The 17,437-nt window shown below is 67.7% G+C and carries 19 protein-coding genes, 1 tRNA gene and 1 pseudogene; 16 read left to right on the top strand and 5 right to left on the bottom strand.

The genetic code is table 11. The features are described 5' to 3' along the window. Positions 1 to 44: 44 nt before the first annotated feature. The 10 genes from JHD82_RS11370 to JHD82_RS11325 all read left to right on the top strand — a co-directional run bounded on the left by JHD82_RS11370 (position 45) and on the right by JHD82_RS11325 (position 8,612). The gene (locus JHD82_RS11370; protein WP_012202240.1) at positions 45 to 776 is read left to right on the top strand and encodes a TorF family putative porin; all 732 of its coding nucleotides are present in this window, start codon (positions 45 to 47) and stop codon (positions 774 to 776) included. Between the two features lie 23 nt (positions 777 to 799). After that, a complete protein-coding gene (locus JHD82_RS11365) occupies positions 800 to 1,138 on the top strand; it encodes a P-II family nitrogen regulator (RefSeq protein ID WP_012202241.1) in 339 nt (112 codons plus the stop codon). 31 nt (positions 1,139 to 1,169) lie between these two features. Next, positions 1,170 to 2,543: an ammonium transporter gene (gene amt / locus JHD82_RS11360; protein WP_012202242.1), complete on the top strand. Its 1,374-nt coding sequence runs from the start codon at positions 1,170 to 1,172 to the stop codon at positions 2,541 to 2,543. A 197-nt stretch (positions 2,544 to 2,740) separates the two neighbouring features. Next, on the top strand, positions 2,741 to 3,124 hold the full coding sequence (locus tag JHD82_RS11355; protein WP_199136529.1) for a type II toxin-antitoxin system RelE/ParE family toxin: 384 nt from the start codon (positions 2,741 to 2,743) through the stop codon (positions 3,122 to 3,124). Then, positions 3,105 to 3,416 (top strand): XRE family transcriptional regulator, encoded by a 312-nt coding sequence (locus tag JHD82_RS11350; RefSeq protein WP_013800179.1) that lies wholly within the window; start codon positions 3,105 to 3,107, stop codon positions 3,414 to 3,416. Before JHD82_RS11355 ends, JHD82_RS11350 begins: the two co-directional genes overlap by 20 nt. Before the next feature lie 136 nt (positions 3,417 to 3,552). Next, the gene (gene glcE / locus JHD82_RS11345; protein ID WP_199136527.1) at positions 3,553 to 4,707 is read left to right on the top strand and encodes a glycolate oxidase subunit GlcE; all 1,155 of its coding nucleotides are present in this window, start codon (positions 3,553 to 3,555) and stop codon (positions 4,705 to 4,707) included. Positions 4,708 to 4,732: 25 nt separating this feature from the next. Then, entirely contained in the window at positions 4,733 to 5,515 is a 783-nt protein-coding gene (locus JHD82_RS11340) for a YoaK family protein (RefSeq protein ID WP_012202244.1), read from the top strand. A gap of 61 nt (positions 5,516 to 5,576) precedes the next feature. Continuing rightward, the gene (gene glcF / locus JHD82_RS11335) at positions 5,577 to 6,827 is read left to right on the top strand and encodes a glycolate oxidase subunit GlcF (RefSeq protein ID WP_199136525.1); all 1,251 of its coding nucleotides are present in this window, start codon (positions 5,577 to 5,579) and stop codon (positions 6,825 to 6,827) included. A gap of 84 nt (positions 6,828 to 6,911) precedes the next feature. Next, positions 6,912 to 7,778 carry a ProQ/FinO family protein gene (locus JHD82_RS11330; protein WP_034397802.1) on the top strand — a complete coding sequence of 289 codons (867 nt, stop codon included), beginning with the start codon at positions 6,912 to 6,914 and terminating at the stop codon, positions 7,776 to 7,778. 315 nt (positions 7,779 to 8,093) lie between these two features. After that, positions 8,094 to 8,612: an AmiS/UreI family transporter gene (locus JHD82_RS11325; protein WP_013800183.1), complete on the top strand. Its 519-nt coding sequence runs from the start codon at positions 8,094 to 8,096 to the stop codon at positions 8,610 to 8,612. 27 nt (positions 8,613 to 8,639) lie between these two features. Here the strand turns inward: JHD82_RS11325 and JHD82_RS11320 are convergent, their stop codons facing one another. Next, complete coding sequence (locus tag JHD82_RS11320; protein WP_034397804.1) at positions 8,640 to 9,539, bottom strand: DMT family transporter; 900 nt, start codon at positions 9,537 to 9,539, stop codon at positions 8,640 to 8,642. A 198-nt stretch (positions 9,540 to 9,737) separates the two neighbouring features. Then, positions 9,738 to 11,039 carry a lysophospholipid transporter LplT gene (lplT, locus tag JHD82_RS11315; RefSeq protein WP_012202249.1) on the bottom strand — a complete coding sequence of 434 codons (1,302 nt, stop codon included), beginning with the start codon at positions 11,037 to 11,039 and terminating at the stop codon, positions 9,738 to 9,740. 134 nt (positions 11,040 to 11,173) lie between these two features. Between lplT and alr the strand changes: the two genes are divergently transcribed. Further along, a complete protein-coding gene (gene alr / locus JHD82_RS11310) occupies positions 11,174 to 12,277 on the top strand; it encodes an alanine racemase (protein ID WP_199136523.1) in 1,104 nt (367 codons plus the stop codon). On the opposite strand, the gene JHD82_RS11305 is transcribed toward alr, so the two are convergent. Beyond that, positions 12,278 to 12,718 carry a MarR family winged helix-turn-helix transcriptional regulator gene (locus JHD82_RS11305; protein WP_012202251.1) on the bottom strand — a complete coding sequence of 147 codons (441 nt, stop codon included), beginning with the start codon at positions 12,716 to 12,718 and terminating at the stop codon, positions 12,278 to 12,280. It abuts the gene before it with no gap. Between the two features lie 96 nt (positions 12,719 to 12,814). Here JHD82_RS11305 and JHD82_RS11300 point away from each other — a divergent pair, with 96 nt between their 5' ends. Then, on the top strand, positions 12,815 to 13,627 hold the full coding sequence (locus JHD82_RS11300) for a siderophore-interacting protein (protein WP_012202252.1): 813 nt from the start codon (positions 12,815 to 12,817) through the stop codon (positions 13,625 to 13,627). A gap of 67 nt (positions 13,628 to 13,694) precedes the next feature. Here JHD82_RS11300 and JHD82_RS11295 read toward each other — a convergent pair. Beyond that, a tRNA-Met gene (locus tag JHD82_RS11295) sits at positions 13,695 to 13,771 on the bottom strand. A 143-nt stretch (positions 13,772 to 13,914) separates the two neighbouring features. Between JHD82_RS11295 and radA the strand changes: the two genes are divergently transcribed. From radA to JHD82_RS11275, 4 genes are all read left to right on the top strand, one after another. Next, positions 13,915 to 15,300, top strand: a complete 1,386-nt coding sequence (gene radA, locus JHD82_RS11290) for a DNA repair protein RadA (RefSeq protein ID WP_043821911.1) — start codon at positions 13,915 to 13,917, stop codon at positions 15,298 to 15,300. A gap of 79 nt (positions 15,301 to 15,379) precedes the next feature. Further along, positions 15,380 to 15,817: a glycerate kinase gene (locus JHD82_RS11285; RefSeq protein ID WP_199136521.1), complete on the top strand. Its 438-nt coding sequence runs from the start codon at positions 15,380 to 15,382 to the stop codon at positions 15,815 to 15,817. 44 nt (positions 15,818 to 15,861) lie between these two features. Further along, positions 15,862 to 16,800 carry a branched-chain amino acid transaminase gene (locus JHD82_RS11280; protein WP_013800188.1) on the top strand — a complete coding sequence of 313 codons (939 nt, stop codon included), beginning with the start codon at positions 15,862 to 15,864 and terminating at the stop codon, positions 16,798 to 16,800. 35 nt (positions 16,801 to 16,835) lie between these two features. After that, positions 16,836 to 17,045 (top strand): zinc-finger domain-containing protein, encoded by a 210-nt coding sequence (locus JHD82_RS11275; RefSeq protein ID WP_012202256.1) that lies wholly within the window; start codon positions 16,836 to 16,838, stop codon positions 17,043 to 17,045. 31 nt (positions 17,046 to 17,076) lie between these two features. On the opposite strand, the pseudogene JHD82_RS11270 reads toward JHD82_RS11275, so the two are convergent. Beyond that, positions 17,077 to 17,437: pseudogene (locus JHD82_RS11270) on the bottom strand (capsular biosynthesis protein); the annotation flags it as partial.

Genomic DNA, 17,437 nt, shown 5'->3' with positions numbered 1-17,437 from the left:
TGCTTAACCCGGTTGTCACGAAATTTTTCAAACCGGAGGATCCCATGTCCCGTGCCAGCCTCAAGTCGCTCGCCATCGCCTGTGTCGCCATCGCTCCGCTCTGGGCCCACGCCCAGCTCACGGCCAATGTGTCGCTGACCACGAACTACAAGTTCCGTGGCCAGGACCAGGACTCGGGACGCAACAAGGCCGTCAAGCCGGCCCTGCAGGGCGGTTTCGACTACACCTTCGGTGACAGCGGCTGGTACATCGGCAACTGGAACTCCAGCGTTGACTGGCTCCCCCGCAATTCGCTGGAAACCGATTTCTACGGCGGCTACAAGTTCAAGGCCGGCGAGGTGGACCTGGACTTCGGCGCGCTGCAGTACCTGTACTCGGGCAACTCCGCCGGCAACACGACGGAGCTGTACGGTGCGGCCACCTATGGACCGTTCACGGCCAAGTACTCGCACACCGTCTCCAAGGACTATTTCAACTGGGCTGGCGAGAAGGCCGGCTCGGGACTGTCGGGCCGCAACACCGGCTACCTGTGGCTGGGCTTCACCCAGGAAGTGATGCCCAAGGTGACGGTCAAGGCATCGCTGGGCTTCACCCGCTTTGCCAGCGACATCAAGGGCCTGGGCGTGCCCAACTATATGGACTACAGCGTGGGCGGTGCCTACGATTTCGGCGACGGCGTGTCGCTGGGCGCGGCCGTGACGGGTGCGAACAAGAAGTCGTACTTCGGTGACGTCAACAAGGCGCGCCTGATCGTGACGCTGACCAAGACCCTGTAACCGGACCTGAGGAGCAAAGCATCATGAAACTGGTGACCGCCATCATCAAGCCCTTCAAGCTCGACGAGGTGCGCGAGGCGCTCTCCGACATCGGCGTGCAGGGCATCACCGTGACCGAAGTCAAGGGCTTCGGCCGCCAAAAGGGCCATACCGAGCTGTATCGCGGCGCGGAATACGTGGTCGATTTCCTGCCCAAGCTGCGCCTGGAGGCCGCCGTGCCCGACGCGCTGGTGGACCAGGTGATCGATGCCATCGAGGCCGCTGCGCGCACCGGCAAGATCGGTGACGGCAAGATCTTCGTGCTGCCCATCGAGCAGGCCGTCCGCATCCGTACCGGCGAGACCGGCGACAGCGCACTGTGAGTTTCAACCCCTCGTTTCCCGAAAGACTGCCATGACCAAACGACTTCTTTCCATGGGCCTGGGGCTGGGCCTGCTGGCCGCAGGCGCCGCTGCCCTGGCACAGGAGCCCGCCGCCGCTGCAGCCGTTGCCGATGCGGCCGCTGCAGCAGCCCCCGCCGCCGCGGCCGCAGCCGAGGCGCCGGCCCCCGCACTCAGCGCCGGTGACACGGCCTGGATGCTGACCTCGACCATGCTGGTGATCCTGATGGTGATCCCGGGCCTGGCACTGTTCTACGGCGGCCTGGTGCGCACGAAGAACATGCTGTCCGTGCTCTGCCAGGTGTTCGTGATCTTCTCGCTGATCACGCTGCTGTGGGCCGTGTACGGCTACTCGCTGGCCTTTGCGGGCGAAGGCAACTTCTTCGGCGGCTTCGGCAAGATCTTCCTCAAGGGCATCGCGCCCGACACGCTGTCCGGCGCGCTGCCGACCATTCCCGAGTACGTGTTCGTGGCCTTCCAGTCCACGTTCGCCGCCATCACCGTGGCCCTGATCGTCGGCGCCTTCGCCGAGCGCATCAAGTTCTCGGCCGTGATCCTGTTCTCGGTGCTGTGGTTCACCTTCAGCTACATCCCCATGGCCCACATGGTCTGGGGTGGCGGCCTGCTGGGCAAGGACGGCGCGCTGGACTTCGCCGGCGGCACCGTGGTGCACATCAACGCCGGTATCGCCGGTCTGGTGGGCTCCTACATGCTGGGCAAGCGCATCGGCTTCGGCCGTGAAGCCCTGCCTCCGCACAGCCTGACGCTGACCATGGTCGGTGCCTCGCTGCTGTGGGTGGGCTGGTTCGGCTTCAACGCCGGCTCGGCAGGCGCTGCCAACGGCATTGCCGGCCTGGCCTTCATCAACACCATCGTCGCCACGGGCGCCGCCACCATCTCCTGGCTGGCCGCCGAAGCCCTGCACAAGGGCAAGGCCTCGATGCTGGGCGCCGCCTCGGGCGCCGTGGGCGGCCTGGTGGTCATCACCCCGGCGGCCGGCCTCGTGGGCCCCATGGGTGCCATCGTCATGGGCCTGATCGCCGGTCCCGTCTGCCTGTGGGGTGTGTCGGGCCTCAAGAAGCTGCTCAAGGTCGATGATGTCTGCGACGTGTTCGGCGTGCACGGTGTGGGCGGCATCCTGGGTGCCATCCTGACCGGCGTGTTCTGCGCCTCCAGCCTGGGCGGCATCGAGCCCGCAGACTTCAACATGGGCCATCAAGTGTGGGTGCAGGTCAAGAGCGTGCTGCTGACCATCGTCTGGTCCGGCGTGGTGGCTGGCATCTCCTACAAGATCTGCGACCTGGTCGTCGGCCTGCGCGTCAGCGAAGAGTCCGAACGCCAGGGCCTGGACATCACCACGCACGGCGAGGTGGCGTACTACCGCTGATCGGTTTCCAGGGAGTTCATTGCGGATTGGCCTCGGTGCTTGCACCGGGGCCTTTTTTCATTGCCGCGCCGCAAACGCCCTTCAGCGGCTGAGGAAATCAGGAGGCCTGCCGCACGCCAACCGCCTTATGGTGAGCTCCGTTATAAGACGGATCTTTGGCCTATATGCCATTGACGGAATATATTCTGGAGGGAATAATGACCCAACCCTGGGAGGTGGAGTACACCGACGAGCTTGGCGACTGGTGGGCTGATCTGACGCAGGCCGAGCAGGAGTCCATCGACGCATCGGTGCGTCTGCTGGAGGCAAGAGGGCCGAATCTCGGGTATCCCCATACGTCCGGCATCGGGAGTTCCAGGCATCCGCACATGCGTGAGCTTCGTGTGCAACATGAGGGACGGCCTTACCGGCTGCTTTACGCGTTCGATCCGCGCCGCTGCGCAATCTTGCTGATCGGCGGCGACAAAACGGGCGACGGCCGCTGGTATGAGGTGCATGTGCCCATTGCCGACCGGCTGTACGACACCCACCTCGGAACCCTGCAAAAGGAAGGACGAATCGATGGCCAGGAAATTCAGTGAACTGCGCGCCAGGATGTCGCCTGAGGCACAGTCCCGGGCCGCCGCGCGGGCCGAGGCCATGCTGGTGGAAATGCAGCTCCAGGAATTGCGCAAGGCCCGCAACGTGACACAGGTCGAAGTGGCCAGGGCCATGAACGTGGAGCAAGCATCCATCTCCAAGCTGGAGCGCCGCGAGGACATGTACGTGAGCACGCTGCGCGAGTACGTCCGTGCGCTGGGCGGCGAGCTGAGGCTGGTCGCCTCGTTTCCCGACGCCGACATCCAGGTCCATCCTTTCGAGCCTCTCCGATGAGGGGCTCAGGCGGCTGATCCGGCGTCTGCCTTTGCCTTTTGGGTGAGGGTGTTTTGCGCCGCCCGCAGAACTTCAAGCACGCCGTTCAAAAAATTCACGGGTCCGCACCGAGGCGCAAAAGGGCCCAGCCGCTACGATGCAGGCCATGGATTCAGCCCAAAGCCACCTCCTCCAGATCGCCCAGCGCGTGCGCGCTGCTGCGGCCGATGCCACGCCGCTGCGCATACGCGGCGGCGGCACCAAGGATTTTCACGGCCTGGCCCTGCAGGGCGAGCTGCTGGACACGCGGGCGCTGGCCGGCGTGGTCAGCTATGAGCCCAGCGAGCTGGTCGTGACCGTGCGCGCCGGCACGCCGCTGGCCGAGGTCGAGGCCCTGCTCGCGGCACAGGGCCAGTGCCTGGCCTTCGAGCCTCCGCATTTCGACGGAGACAGCCGCAACGCCACCGTGGGCGGCATGGTGGCCAGCGGGCTGTCCGGGCCTTCGCGTGCCAGCGTGGGCGCCGTGCGCGACTTCGTGCTGGGGCTGGAGATGATCAACGGCCAGGGCGAGCTGCTGCGCTACGGCGGGCAGGTCATGAAGAACGTGGCGGGCTACGACGTCTCGCGGCTGATGGCGGGCTCCTGGGGCGCGCTGGGCCTGATCACCGAGGTCAGCCTCAAGGTGCTGCCCGTGGCGCCGGCCGAGGCCACGCTGCGCTTCGAATGCACTCAGCAGCAGGCGCTGGACTGGCTCAATGCCTGGGGCGGGCAGCCGCTGCCGCTCAATGCCAGTTGCTGGCTGCAGGAAGAGGCCGCAGCCCAGGGCGTGCTGTACCTGCGCCTGCGCGGCGCGCGTGCCGCCGTGCAGGCGGCCTGCGAGCGCCTGGGTGGCGAGCGTGTGCAGCGCATGGACCCTGTGCATGCTGCTGCCGACTGGCAGGCCTGCCGCGAGCAGCAGCTGCCCTGGTTCACCGCACGCGCGCCGGGCCATGCGCTGTGGCGCCTGTCCGTGCCGCAGACGGCTCCGGCCCTGGCGCTGCCGGACGGCTGCACGGGGCCGCTGATCGAATGGCACGGCGCACTGCGCTGGGTACAGGCGCCGCGTGCGCTGGGCCATGCGCTGCGCGCGCTGGCAAAAGCAGCGGGCGGATCGGCCACCTTGTTCCGCTCCGAGGCCGCAGGCCAGCCCGGCGCCGAGCCCGATTTCGACGCCCAGGCGGCCGATGCCACGGCCGCGCTGCATGCGCGGCTCAAGCAGGCCTTCGATCCTGCGGGCATCTTCAACCGCGGCCGGCTGGCCGCCGCCTGGTAGGCCGGGCCAACGCCTGGCTCCGCCCATGCGCATGCGCCACCACCTGCACCTGCTCACGGACCGGCACCGCACGGTGGCCAGCAACCGCACGCTGGGCCTGCTGCTGGCCTTCAACGCGGGTGCGGTGAATGCGGGCGGCTTTTTGCTGGTGCACTCCTATACCTCGCACATGACGGGCTTTGTCTCGCTGCTGGCCGACAACCTCGTGCTGGGCAATACGGCGCTGGTGCTCAGTGCCTGCGGCGCGCTGCTGGCCTTTCTGTGCGGCGCGGCCGCAACGTCGCTGCTGGTCAACTGGGCGCGCCACCACCGGCTGCGCAGCAGCTATGCGCTGCCGCTGCTGCTGGAAGCCGCGCTGATGCTGCTCTTCGGCGTGCTGGGCGCGGCCATGCTGGCCTGGCCCACGCCGTTCGCCGTGCCGCTGGCCGTGCTGCTGCTGTCCTTCATCATGGGATTGCAGAACGCCACGGTGACCAAGATGTCGTCCTCGCAGATCCGCACCACGCACATGACGGGCGTGATCACCGACCTGGGCATGGAGCTGGGCCGCGCGCTCTACTGGAATCGCCACGGCAGCCCGCCCGAGCACCGGGTCCACGCCAACCATGTGCGGCTGCGGCTGTTCGCAGGGCTGCTGTCCATGTTCCTGCTGGGCGGCATTGCGGGTGCGCTGGGTTTCCGGCACCTGGGCTTTGTGTTCGTCGTGCCGCTGGCCGTGGTGCTGTGCCTGCTGTCGCTGCCGCCGCTGTGGGCCGACCGTGCGCGGCTGCCCCTGCTGCTGGGCCGGCGGGCCGCGCCTCGCGCATGACCGCCGTGTCCAGCTGCCGTGCCTGACCGTTCCCCGATATCCATACAACAAGAGCCCCACCATGCAGACCCAACTCGCACCCCAGTACCGCGCCACGCCCGAGGGCCAGGAGGCCGAAGCCATTCTGCGCAAGTGCGTGCACTGCGGCTTTTGCACGGCCACCTGCCCGACCTACCAATTGCTGGGCGACGAGCTGGACGGGCCGCGTGGCCGCATCTACCTGATCAAGCAGGTGCTGGAGGGCGAGAAGCCCACGCGCGCCACCCAGCAGCACCTGGACCGCTGCCTGACCTGCCGCAACTGCGAAAGCACCTGCCCCAGCGGCGTGCAGTACGGCCACCTGGTGGACATAGGCCGCAAGATCGTCGAGGAACAGGTGCCGCGCCCCTTGGGCGAGCGCGCCAGGCGCTGGGCGCTCAAGGAGGGGCTGAACTCGCCGCTGTTCGCCCCGGCCCTGAAGCTGGGCCAGGCCGTGCGCGGCCTGCTGCCCGAAGTCCTGGCCGAGAAAGTGCCCCAGCCCCAGGATGCGGGCGCCTGGCCCGTGCGCGAGCATGCGCGCAAGGTGCTGCTGCTGGCCGGATGCGTGCAGCCGGCCATGATGCCGCGCATCAACTTCGCCACGGCGCGCGTGCTGGATGCGGCCGGCATACAGACCGTGATCGCGCCCAAGGCCGGTTGCTGCGGCGCCGTGAAATTCCACCTCAACGACCAGGAAGGCGGCAAGGCGCAGATGCGCGCCAATATCGACGCCTGGTGGCCGCAGGTGGACAGCGGCGCGGTGGAGGCCATTGTCATGAATGCCTCGGGCTGCGGCGTCACCGTCAAGGAATACGGCCACCTGCTCAAGGACGATGCGCAGTACGCGGACAAGGCAGCCCGCATCAGCGCCCTCACGCGCGACCTGAGCGAGCTGTTGCCCGAACTCCTGCCCGAGCTGGCCGAGCGCCTGCAGGGCAGGGTGCGCGCACCGGCCGCGCCCATGGCCTACCACCCGCCCTGCACGCTGCAGCACGGGCAAAAGCTGCGCGGCGGCGTGGAAACCCATCTGGCCAGGCTGGGCTTCGAGCTGCGCGTGGCGCGCACCGAGTCGCACCTGTGCTGCGGCTCGGCGGGAACCTACTCGGTGCTGCAGCCCGAACTCTCGCACCAGTTGCGCGACCGCAAGATCGGTGCGCTGACCGAAGGCTTCGATGCCCGGCGGCCCGCCGCCATCCTCTCGGCCAACATGGGCTGCATCGTCCACCTGCAAAACGGCACGGACCTGCCCGTGCGCCACTGGATAGAGGTGCTGGACGAGGCCCTGCTGGCCTGAGACCCGCCGCGTACCGACTGCGCATCTGTGCCTCCAGCGCGACGCCGTGGGGCCTATGCCCGCGCAAGCCTTTGCAATGCTGGCATGATGCGGGGTTTCGTTTTCTCCAAGCCCACGTGCTCCGCCATGACTGAATCCGTGTCTGAACCGCAAGAACAGAGCGCCGCGCTGCCGGCGGACGCCGCTGCCGGCACCGAGCCGCAGGCTGCAGCCAGCGCCGATGGCCAGGGCCGCAAGCGCTCGCGCCGTGGCGGACGTGGCCGCAACAAGGGCAAGGCCACCGAGCCTGCCGCCGATGCCGCATCCGGCACGGCCGCCAGTGCCGAGGCCAACGCTTCCAGGCCCGTGCGCACCCAGCACCCGCTGCTGGCGCAACTGGCCCAATGGCATCCGAACCTGTTCGGCGAGCAGCCGCTGCCGCTCAAGCGCGGCATCTTCGAAGACCTGCTGGCCGCCCATCCTGAAGCCATTGACCGCGACCAGCTCAAGCTGGCCCTGTCCCAGCACACGCGCTCGAGCCGCTACCTCACCGTGGTGGCCAGCGGCCAGGCCCGGCATGACCTGCAGGGCCAGTCGGTCGAGGCCATGGCGCCCGAGCATGTGCACCATGCGCTGATCGAAGTCTTCCGCCGCCGCCAGCACCGCTCGCCCGAAGACCTGGCGCCCAAGCTGCGCAACCGCATCATCGCGGCCTACGAGGCATCGGGCCTGTCGCGCGACGACTACGCGGCGCGTGTGCAAGGCCGTGACGAGGCCACCAACACCCTGGTGGCCGAGGCACTGGCCGAGGCCGATGCGCGCACCGCACGCGACGAGGCGCTGCTGCGCGCCTTCGAGGCCAGCGGCCAGACCTCCGAAGCCGGCTTTGCCGACATGTACGGCATGAACCCGCGCCAGGTGGCGCAGCAGCTGGAACGCGCCCGCCGCCGCCTGCAGACGCAGGCGGCCTGAGGCATCAAGGACCGGCCCCAAGGACCGGCGCCAAAGACCGGCAGCACCGCCTGCCGGCACACTCCACCGCCGCGTGCCCGGCAAGGGCCGCGCCGGTGCACCTGCCCTGGATCACAGGCGGCATCTCTGCAGCGGACCCTTCCGCCAGCACGCAGATGCCCACCAGGGGCGGGCCCGGGGATGAACTGTTTCACGGACGCCGCTGCACCCGGCCACGGGGCGGCGGCGCCTTGCCGTGCGCGCTCGTTCCGGGAAATGAACACGGCGCGCAAGGCACTTCAAAAGCAAAAGGCAAAAAGCAAAAGGAGACTTGCGATGTGGCTGGGTTTGTCGTTGTTCTACGTGGGCGCCGTGCTGTGCCTGAACGGCCTGTGGATGCTGGGGCGCATTGCCGACCGGGAGATCTGGGTCATCAACGTGTTCGCGGGCCTGGTCTCGCTGATCATCGGCCTGGCCTCTGCCTTCGGGCCCGAGCCTGATGCGGCTTCGGTCAAGACCGGCGCGCTGACCCTGCTGTTCGCCTTCACCTACCTGTGGGTGGCCATCAACCGCTTCACGGGCGCCGATGGCCGGGGCCTGGGCTGGTTCAGCCTGTTCGTGGCCATCACTGCGGTGCCCGTGGCCATCGACACCCTGCTGGGCGCGCGCACCGCCATCGACTGGTGGATGGCGGCCAACTGGGCGGCCTGGGCCGTGCTGTGGGCCATGTTCTTCGTGCTGCTGGCCCTGGGCCGCAACATCGGCCGCGTGACGGGCGCCCTGTGCATTGCGCAGGGCGTGCTCACGGGCTGGCTGCCGGGCTACCTGCTGCTGGCCGGGCAGCTCACGGGCTGATTGCGCAGCGTGAGTACGGGCAGGGCGTCAAGCCCCACGCCGCCGTGCATGCGCCAGTGCAGACAGCAGCGCGGCCGCGATGATGCAGGCGCCGCCCAGCAGCGTGCGCGGCGTCAGCACCTCGCCTGCAATCAACACCGAGGAGACGCTGGCAAACACCACCTCGGCCAGCATGACCACGGCGGTCACGCCGGCCGGCAGGCGTGCGGCGCCGAACTGCAGCGCCCAGTTGCCCAGCATCAGCAGCACGGCCAGGCCGGCGGCAATCAGCATCCAGCCGGCCTGCGGCGCAGGCATGGGCGGCACCAGCCCCACGCTGCTGCCCGCGAAGGCGCTGGCCAGCCCCATGGCCATGCAGCCGCTGAACATGGCCAGCATGCGCGCCTGCGCCGGCACGGCCTGCAGGCGGCGCAGCAGCACGTTGGTCAGCGCAAAGGTGAAGCCGCCGAACAGTGCCAGGCCGTCGGCCAGCGACAGACCTCGCAGAAGCCCGGGCGAGCCGCCGCTGAATGTGCCCTCGGGCACCAGCACCAGCGCCACCCCGCCAAAGGCCAGCAGCAGCCGCGTCAGCGCGGCCGGCGTGGGCCGCTCGCCCAGGATCTTCCAGGCCAGCAGCACGGACCACGCCGGCATCAGATAGAACAGCAGCACCACGCGCACCACATCGCCAATGGTCACGGCCCAGTTGAAGGCGATGTTGTTGCTGCCCGCGCAGGCGCCCAGCAGGATCAGCGCCGGGTACTGCAGCGCCTGGCGCAGGCTGGCCGGGCGCAGCGCCACCAGCCCTGCCAGCACCAGGGCATACATCAGCGCCGTGGCCCACAGCGGATGCAGGCCGGCTTCGTGCATGGCGCGAAACGGCCACCAGGCCAGACCCCAGACCAGGGTGTTGAACAGCAGGGCGAGAACGGGCAGGGGGCTGTGCATAAAACCACGAAAAAGTGCCCGGTCAGGCAAAGCCCGCACCGAACACAATACGAGAAGACCATTTAGACCAGGCCTATCAATCGATAGCGCCCTATGGAACTGGCGAGGCCCAAAGCGAGAGACACCGAGCCAGGGCCGCCCCGCCGCGAGGGTGTCGTCCCCCCTGGGGGAAGGCGCGAAGCGCCTCAGGGGGTAGTCTCAATGACAATCCTTGCGGGCAATCACCAGCAGGCGCTCGACTTCCTCGGGATAGTTGCGCACGTTGCTGACGTGCCAGCGGCCGATCAGCCACATGATGCCGGCCACCACCAGGCCGAACACCGTGATGGCGCCGAAAGCCGACAGTCCGAACTTGGTGGACAGCGCATAGAAGGCGCCCAGCGCCAGGATGCAGGCCTGCTCGTTGAAGTTCTGCACGGCAATCGAGCGGCCCGCGCCCATGAGGTTGTGGCCGCGGTGCTGCAGCAGCGCATTCATGGGCACGACCAGGAAGCCGCCCAGGCCGCCCAGCAGGATCAGGAAGGGAATGGCCACCCACACGCTCTTGATGAAGATCATGGCGATCACCAGCAGGCCCATGGTGATGCCCAGCGGAATCACGCGCGTGGCGTTGTCCAGCCGCATGCGCATGGACGCGAGGATGGCGCCTGCGGCCGTGCCGATGGCCACCACGCCCACCAGGGCCGATGCCTGGGAGGTGCCGTAGCCCAGGGCCGCCGCGCCCCAGGCCAGCACGATGTAGCGCAGGTTGCCCGACACGCCCCAGAACAGCGTGGTCGTGGACAGCGAGATCTGGCCCAGCTTGTCCCCCCACAGCCGCTGGCTGCAGGTCCAGAAGTCGGGCAGCAGGGCCAGGGTGTTGGCCAGCAGGCTCTTGCTGGGGTCCTGGCGCAGCGGGCGCAGGATGGTGTCGGTCAGCGGAATGCGCAGGTTGAACCAGGCGGCCAGCGCATAGACGCCGACCAGCACGGCAATCGCCGCTTCGGCGGCCGTGTCCACGCCCGTGTCCAGCAGCGGCAGGTCAAAGTCCAGCAGATGGGCCGAGATGCCCGGGCTCAGCAACTGCCCGCCCACGAGCACGCCCAGGATGATGGAGGTGATGGTCAGCCCCTCGATCCAGCCATTGGCCTTGACCAGCTGGGAGGCGGGCAGCAGCTCGGTGAGGATGCCGTACTTGGCCGGCGAGTAGGCCGCTGCGCCCAGGCCCACCACGGCGTAGGCGATCAGCGGGTGGTTGCCGAACAGCATCATCAGGCAGCCCACGATCTTGATCGCATTGCTGATGAACATCACCCGCCCCTTGGGCAGGGCGTCGGCAAAGGCGCCGACGAAGGGGGCCAGGATCACGTAGAACAGCGCGAACATGGGCACCAGGGCGGCGCGCTGCCACTCGGGGGCGCCATTGGTGCGCAGCAGTTCCACGGCGGTCACGAACAGGGCGTTGTCTGCCAGCGAGCTGAAGAACTGCGCTGACATGATGGTGTAGAAACCGCGCTTCATGGATAGGCAGATGGGGTCAGCTGCAGGGCTGCTGACCGGTTAAATAAGGACCCCGTGGCAAGTGACTGGCGGTTATATCACGCGGCCTTCGGCCGGCAGTGCCAGAATCCCAAGCTTCTGACTGAGTGAAAACCATGCCGCGTCCCATTCTTGCCACCATCCATTCCGCCGCGCTTCGCCACAACCTGGAGCGGGTGCGGCAGGCGGTCCCCGATGCCAAATTGTGGGCCGTGGTCAAAGCCAACGCCTATGGCCACGGTATCGAGAACGTGTTCGAGGCCCTGCGCGGCGCCGACGGCTTCGCCATGCTGGACCTGGCCGAGGCCGAGCGTGTGCGCCAGCTGGGCTGGCGCGGCCCCATCCTGCTGCTGGAGGGGGTCTTCGAGCCGCGCGACCTGGAGCTGTGCTCGCGCCTGTCCATCTGGCATGCCGTGCACTGCGACGCCCAGATCGACTGGCTGGCCGCGCACAAGACGCAGAACGGCCACCGCGTCTTCCTCAAGATGAACTCCGGCATGAACCGCCTGGGCTTCACGCCCGAGCGATACCGCGCGGCCTGGGCCCGGCTGAACGCCTTGCCCCAGGTGGAGGAAATCTCGTTCATGACCCATTTCAGCGATGCCGACGCAGGGGCCGGACAGCCCGGAATCTCGGCACAGCTGCAGCGCTTTCATGACGCCACGCGCGACCTGCCCGGCGAGCGCAGCGTGGGCAACAGCGCAGCCACGCTGCGCCAGGGCGACGACGCGCTGGTGCGCTGCGACTGGGTGCGGCCGGGCATCGTGCTCTACGGCAGCTCCCCCGACTATCCGCAGCACACGGCGGCCCACTGGGACCTGCAGCCCACGCAGACGCTGAGCTCGCGCATCATCGGCGTGCAGCAACTGACCGAGGGGCAGAGCGTGGGCTATGGATCGCGCTTCACGGCCGAGGGCCCCCTGCGCCTGGGCACCGTGGCCTGCGGCTATGCCGACGGCTATCCACGCCACTGCGGCACGGGCACGCCCGTGCTGGTGAACGGCGTGCGCACCCGCACCCTGGGCCGCGTGAGCATGGACATGCTGGCCGTGGACCTGACGCCCGTGCCCGATGCCGGCATGGGCAGCGAGGTCACGCTGTGGGGCCGCGCCAGCAACGGCGCCGTGCTGCCCATCGACGAGGTGGCCGAGGCCGCAGGCACGCTGGGCTATGAACTCATGTGCGCCGTCGCGCCGCGCGTGAACAAGACCATCGATTGATCAGGGCGCGGCTTCCACGCTGTCCCTGGCCCGCTCCAGCAGCGCCATCAACTGCTGTTGCGCGGCGGGCTCCCAATCCTTGAGCAGCCGGGCCGCCAGCGCCTGGCGCGACTGGCGCAGCCGGTCGAACAGGGCCTGCCCTTGGGGGCTGAGGCTCAGGCAGCGCACGCGGCGGTCGCGGGCGTCCGGTTCGCGGTCCAGCCATCCCTGCTCCTGCAGCTGCGCCAGCATGCGCGCGAGCTGGGCCTTGTCCATGTGGCTGTGATCGACCAGATCCCTTTGCGTGCGGCCCGGGTGCCGGCCCACGTACATCAGCACGCGCACCTCGTTGGGCGTCAGCCCGGGCTCCATGGACTCCATGTCCTCGCGCATGCGCGACCGGAAAAGGTGCAGCAGCTCGTGCATGGCCTCGAAGATATCGGCGGGCAGGGAGGCATTCATGGCAGGGTCTTGTGGAAATACGTTGACAAAGTCAACGGATGACAGAGAATTGGTGGACTAAATCAACATTCTAGGCCGTCGCAGGCCGTTTCGCCAATGAACTTGCCCAATCCAGCCACCTCTGCCGTGACACCGGCCCCCGTCGTCCAGCGTGTCCGCCATTCCTTCCGCGCCCGCCATGTGCAATTGCTCTCGCGCGAGCAGCCCAGCCCCGGCTTTGTCCGCCTGACCCTGGGCGGCCCCGATCTTGAGGACTTCGTCAGCGCCGGTTTTGACGACCACGTCAAGCTCATCCTGCCGCAGGCCGGGCGCGAACTGCCCGCGCTTCCCGTGCTGCTCGATGGCCGCCCGACCTTCGTGGAGGACGAGCGCCCCACCTTGCGCGACTACACCCCGCTGCGCTACGACGCCGCGCGCCAGAATCTCATCATGGATTTCGCGCTGCACGATGCCGGCCCCGCCACCGAATGGGCGCTGACCGCCCCGCTGGGCCAGTGGGTGGGCCTGGCCGGGCCGCGCGGCAGCCTGGTGATCTCGGCCAACCTGCCATGGCATTGGCTGTTCGGCGACGAGACCGCCATGCCCGCCATCGAGCGGCGCCTGGCCGAACTGCCCGCCGGCAGCCGCGCCGTGGTGCGCGTGCAGCTGCGCAACCCGGCCGACCGCCGCCAGTGGAGCAGCACGGCCCGGCTGGACTGCGACTGGGTCGAATCGCTGGCCGACGCCGTGCAGGCGCTGGAGCTGCCCCAGGACGACGGCTATATCTGGGCGGCGGGCGAGCACAGCGCCATGGCCGAGCTGCGTCGCCTTCTGCTGGCCAAGGGCGCATCGCCCAAGCGCATGCGCGTGGCCTCCTACTGGAAGCAGGGCACGGCTGACCACCATGAAGACCTGAACGATCCCAGCTGACCTGCCTGGAGAAAAGAACGGAAGTACAGACGAAAAAAAGCCCACCGAAGTGGGCTTTTTTTCGTGGTGGTTGCGCGAGAAGGATTTGAACCTCCGACCTTTGGGTTATGAGCCCAACGAGCTACCAGACTGCTCCATCGCGCGGTAATCCGCAGTAATTTCGTTTTCACTGCATTTTCTGCAGCGAAGAAGTGAACTATAACCGATATCTTTCCGTCACGCAACTGCGATAGGCGCGAAACATGCGTGCCAGGGCGGCAGCCACCGCTCGGTATAGTGCTCACCCCATGGCCAAAGACAAAACCACGTTCATCTGCAATGCCTGCGGAGGCACCAGCCCGCGCTGGCTGGGCAAGTGCCCGGCCTGCGGGGCCTGGAACTCGCTGATCGAGGCCGTTGCCGAGCCTGCGAGCGCGGGCAAGAACCGGCTCAGCCAGCCCCAGGGCTATGCGGGCCTGGCCAATGTCCAGGCCGTGATGCCGCTGTCGGCCATCGAGGCCCAGGACGTGGCGCGCACGCCCAGCGGCATCGAGGAGCTGGACCGCGTGCTGGGCGGCGGCATCGTCGAAGGCGGCGTGGTGCTGATTGGTGGCGATCCCGGCATCGGCAAGTCCACCCTGCTGCTGCAGGCCATGGACGCGCTGCACCGCGTCGGCCTGCCCACGCTGTATGTCACGGGCGAGGAAAGCGGTGCCCAGGTCGCGCTGCGCTCGCGCCGCCTGGGGCTGGAGGCCAGCCAGGTCAACGTGCTGGCCGAGATCCAGCTGGAGAAGATCCTCGCCACCATGGAGGCCACCCAGCCGGCCGTGGTCGTCATCGACTCCATACAGACCGTGTACTCGGACCAGCTGTCCTCGGCGCCGGGCTCGGTGGCCCAGGTGCGCGAATGCGCGGCCCACCTCACGCGCGCGGCCAAGACCACGGGCATCACCGTGATCCTGGTCGGCCACGTGACCAAGGAAGGCGCACTGGCCGGACCGCGCGTGCTGGAGCACATGGTGGACACGGTGCTCTACTTCGAGGGCGATACGCACAGCAACTTCCGCCTGGTGCGCGCCATCAAGAACCGCTTTGGCGCCGTCAACGAGATCGGCGTCTTCGCCATGACGGAGAAGGGCCTCAAGGGCGTGACCAACCCCAGCGCCATCTTCCTGTCCCAGCACAGCGAGCCCGTGCCCGGCTCCTGCGTGCTGGTCACGCTGGAGGGCACGCGCCCCATGCTCGTGGAGATACAGGCCCTGGTCGATCAGGGCGGCCCCGCGCCGCGTCGCCTGTCCGTGGGCCTGGACCGCGACCGGCTGGCCATGCTGCTGGCCGTGCTCAGCCGCCACGCGGGCGTGGCCTGCGCGGACCAGGATGTGTTCGTCAACGCCGTGGGCGGCGTGCGCATCAGCGAGCCTGCGGCCGACCTGGCCGTCATGCTGTCCATCACTTCCAGCCTGCGTGGCCGCGCCCTGCCCAAGGGATTCCTCGCCTTTGGCGAAGTGGGCCTGGCCGGCGAAGTGCGCCCCGCGCCGCGCGGCCAGGAGCGCCTGAAGGAAGCGGCCAAGCTGGGCTTCACCATGGCCGTGGTACCCAAGGCCAATGCGCCCAAGAAGGCCATCCCTGGTCTGACCGTTCATGCCGTCGAACGCGTGGACGAGGCCATGAACATCGTCCGAGGGATGGGCTGACGCGCTTGCCGAGCGCATTGCGGGGGCATACGCACTGTCCGCAGCGGCCCTGCGGCGCCTCCATAAGACAATCGGCGCCATGAATTTGCGCAATATCCTGATTCCTCTGGGCCTGCTCGTACTGCTGGTGGCTGCGCACCAGTCCTATGGCTGGATGGGTGTGGTCGCCGTGGGCGGCGGCATCATGATGTGGCTGCTGCTGCATTTCACGCGGCTGATGTCCATCATGAGGAAGGCCGCGGACCGGCCCATGGGCTATGTGGGCAGCGCCGTCATGCTCAACGTCAAGCTCAAGCCCAAGGTCTCGCTGATGCACGTGGTGGCCATGACACGCTCCCTGGGCGAGCGCCTGTCCGAGGAGGGCCAGCAGCCCGAGATCTACCGCTGGACCGACGGCACGCAGTCGCATGTGACCTGCGAGTTCAAGAGTGGCCGTCTCATGAAGTGGACCCTGGTACGCCCCACGCCCGAGCCCGAGCCGGCGTCTGCGGCCTCCGAGGCAGCCCCTGCGCCCTAAAATAGCGGGTTGGTGTTCTGTTCAATACCCCCAAGGATGTTCCTATGAGCCCCGTTGTTCCCTCGATGGCCGACCGTGACGGCAAGATCTGGATGGATGGCCAGCTGGTGGACTGGCGCGATGCCAAGATCCATGTGCTGACCCACACGCTGCATTACGGCTGCGGCGCATTCGAGGGCGTGCGGGCCTACAAGTCCGAGCAGGGCACGGCCATCTTCCGCCTGCAAGACCACACCAAGCGCCTGTTCAACAGCGCCAAGATCCTGCGCATGCAGATCCCGTTCACCCAGGAAGCGGTGAACCAGGCCCAGGTCGAGGTCGTGCGCGCCAACCAGCTGGAATCGTGCTACCTGCGCCCGCTGACCTGGATCGGCGACCGCAAGCTGGGCGTCTCCCCCAAGGGCAACACCATCCACCTGATGGTTGCAGCCTGGGCCTGGGGCGCCTACCTGGGCGAAGAAGGCATGCAGCGCGGCATCCGCGTGAAGATCTCCAGCTTCACGCGCCACCATGTGAACATCACCATGAGCCAGGCCAAGGCGGTGAGCAACTACACCAACTCCATCCTGGCCAACACCGAGGCACTGGACGACGGCTACGACGAGGCCATCCTGCTGGACGCCTCGGGCTTCGTCTCCGAGGGCTCGGGCGAGAACATCTTCGTCATCAAGGACGGCGTGGTCTACACGCCCGACCTGTCGGCCGGCGCGCTCAACGGCATCACGCGCAATACCGTGATGCACATCTGCAAGGACCTGGGCCTGGAAGTGGTGCAAAAGCGCATCACGCGCGACGAGCTGTACATCGCCGACGAAGTCTTCTTCACCGGCACGGCCGCCGAAGTCACGCCCATCCGCGAGGTGGACCGCATCGAGATCGGCGCGGGCAGCCGCGGCCCTCTCACCGAAAAGATCCAGCAGGCCTTCTTTGACATCGTCAACGGCCGCAACCCCAAGTACGCCCATTGGCTGACTCGGGTCTGAACATCCCTAGAGACCCACGAAAGAGATAAGCAAGCATGACAACGAATGCCACCGTCGAACTGGCGGCCAAGGACCTCAACGCCCAGGGCGGCGTGTTCTGCCCCAGCCCCAAGGCCGACATGAAGCTGTGGAACAGCCATCCCAAGGTCTACCTGGACGTGGCCCACACCGGCGAAGCCAAGTGCCCCTACTGCGGCACGCTGTACCGCCTGAAAGCCGGCGAAGTCTTCGCAGGCGGGCATTGAACAAAGCGGGCCTCGGCCCGCTTTGTGTGTCTCAGCGCGCCGACAGCGCGCGGCTCCAGATGCTGCCGGGCGCAGCACCTCCGTGCAAGGCCAGCATGTCCGTGAAATGGCGCCGCTCCCCGCCGCGCAGCTTGACGATGGGCGCCGCCACCTGCGGCGCCTTCGCCAGGCACAGCTGGGGGTAGAGCAGGTACCACTTCCAGCGCAGGGCAGAGTGATAGAAGAAGGCCGTGTCCTCGGCCTTGAACAGCGTGAGCCGGGCATCGGGCAGGCGCCGCATCACCTGCTGGGCCGCGACATGGATCAGAAGGTAATTTGGATCGGGAATGCCCTGCAGCACCTCGGCGGCGTCGGGCCGCGACTGCAGGCGCTGCAGATAGGCCTCGGGGCCG

This window comes from Delftia sp. ASV31 (assembly GCF_016428765.1).
GTDB lineage: Bacteria > Pseudomonadota > Gammaproteobacteria > Burkholderiales > Burkholderiaceae_C > Comamonas > Comamonas acidovorans.
This window is presented reverse-complemented; position numbering and strand designations above follow the sequence as displayed.

Excerpts from the sequence above, each read along its gene's own strand:
- JHD82_RS11320 (WP_034397804.1), bottom strand. The coding sequence starts at position 9,539 with ATGCACAGCCCCCTGCCCGTTCTCGCCCTGCTGTTCAACACCCTGGTC.
- JHD82_RS11300 (WP_012202252.1), top strand. The coding sequence starts at position 12,815 with ATGAACTTGCCCAATCCAGCCACCTCTGCCGTGACACCGGCCCCCGTC.
- JHD82_RS11285 (WP_199136521.1), top strand. The coding sequence starts at position 15,380 with ATGAATTTGCGCAATATCCTGATTCCTCTGGGCCTGCTCGTACTGCTG.
- radA (WP_043821911.1), top strand. The coding sequence starts at position 13,915 with ATGGCCAAAGACAAAACCACGTTCATCTGCAATGCCTGCGGAGGCACC.
- JHD82_RS11330 (WP_034397802.1), top strand. The coding sequence starts at position 6,912 with ATGATGCGGGGTTTCGTTTTCTCCAAGCCCACGTGCTCCGCCATGACT.
- JHD82_RS11365 (WP_012202241.1), top strand. The coding sequence starts at position 800 with ATGAAACTGGTGACCGCCATCATCAAGCCCTTCAAGCTCGACGAGGTG.
- lplT (WP_012202249.1), bottom strand. The coding sequence starts at position 11,039 with ATGAAGCGCGGTTTCTACACCATCATGTCAGCGCAGTTCTTCAGCTCG.
- JHD82_RS11340 (WP_012202244.1), top strand. The coding sequence starts at position 4,733 with ATGCGCATGCGCCACCACCTGCACCTGCTCACGGACCGGCACCGCACG.
- JHD82_RS11370 (WP_012202240.1), top strand. The coding sequence starts at position 45 with ATGTCCCGTGCCAGCCTCAAGTCGCTCGCCATCGCCTGTGTCGCCATC.
- glcE (WP_199136527.1), top strand. The coding sequence starts at position 3,553 with ATGCAGGCCATGGATTCAGCCCAAAGCCACCTCCTCCAGATCGCCCAG.
- amt (WP_012202242.1), top strand. The coding sequence starts at position 1,170 with ATGACCAAACGACTTCTTTCCATGGGCCTGGGGCTGGGCCTGCTGGCC.
- JHD82_RS11305 (WP_012202251.1), bottom strand. The coding sequence starts at position 12,718 with ATGAATGCCTCCCTGCCCGCCGATATCTTCGAGGCCATGCACGAGCTG.
- alr (WP_199136523.1), top strand. The coding sequence starts at position 11,174 with ATGCCGCGTCCCATTCTTGCCACCATCCATTCCGCCGCGCTTCGCCAC.
- glcF (WP_199136525.1), top strand. The coding sequence starts at position 5,577 with ATGCAGACCCAACTCGCACCCCAGTACCGCGCCACGCCCGAGGGCCAG.
- JHD82_RS11350 (WP_013800179.1), top strand. The coding sequence starts at position 3,105 with ATGGCCAGGAAATTCAGTGAACTGCGCGCCAGGATGTCGCCTGAGGCA.
- JHD82_RS11355 (WP_199136529.1), top strand. The coding sequence starts at position 2,741 with ATGACCCAACCCTGGGAGGTGGAGTACACCGACGAGCTTGGCGACTGG.
- JHD82_RS11275 (WP_012202256.1), top strand. The coding sequence starts at position 16,836 with ATGACAACGAATGCCACCGTCGAACTGGCGGCCAAGGACCTCAACGCC.
- JHD82_RS11280 (WP_013800188.1), top strand. The coding sequence starts at position 15,862 with ATGAGCCCCGTTGTTCCCTCGATGGCCGACCGTGACGGCAAGATCTGG.
- JHD82_RS11325 (WP_013800183.1), top strand. The coding sequence starts at position 8,094 with ATGTGGCTGGGTTTGTCGTTGTTCTACGTGGGCGCCGTGCTGTGCCTG.